The following is a 545-nucleotide window of genomic DNA, read 5'->3' as shown; positions in this document are numbered from 1 at the left end:
TCCATTGGTTATAATAGCCGAGAAAAGGATGGTACAGCCACAACCAATATTTCCTTGAACAAGGATAAATCCTCTAGTGATTATCATAGTGTTGTGGAACAATCAGGCATCAAAGCGGGTGATGGCGGCTTTAATATCAACGTTAAAGATAAAACAACGCTGACCGGAGGTATTATTGAAAGCACCGCGCCGGCAGAAAAAAACAGCCTGACCACAGGAAGCATTAGCACCAGTGATATCAGCAACAGTGCGCATGCGCAAGCCAGCAGTCAAGGTTTAAGCATTTCAGCGGGTGGTCCGATGTATCAGGGCAAATATGGTGTCGGGAAAAACATTGCTAAAAATCTCTTAGATCATTCAAAAGCTAAAGATTCAGAGGAAGGATATACCAAATCTGCTATCAGCAATGGCACTATCGTCATTACTGATGAAGCAGGGCAGAAGGCGTTGACAGGACAAGATGTTGAGCAAGCCATAGCCTCCCTTAATCGGGATACTGCTAGCGCCCATAAGGGTGTACAACAGCTCGATGTAGGCAAGCTGGA

General features: G+C 45.1%; 1 pseudogene. It reads left to right on the top strand.

Features of this window, described 5'->3' with window-relative positions:
* Positions 1 to 545: pseudogene (locus ACFINO_RS11520) on the top strand (filamentous hemagglutinin); the annotation flags it as partial.

The organism is Bartonella sp. AA83SXKL (assembly GCF_042196965.1).
Taxonomy (GTDB): Bacteria; Pseudomonadota; Alphaproteobacteria; order Rhizobiales; family Rhizobiaceae; genus Bartonella.
The sequence above is the reverse complement of the archived record's forward strand: the minus strand, read 5'-3'. Positions and strand labels throughout refer to the sequence as shown.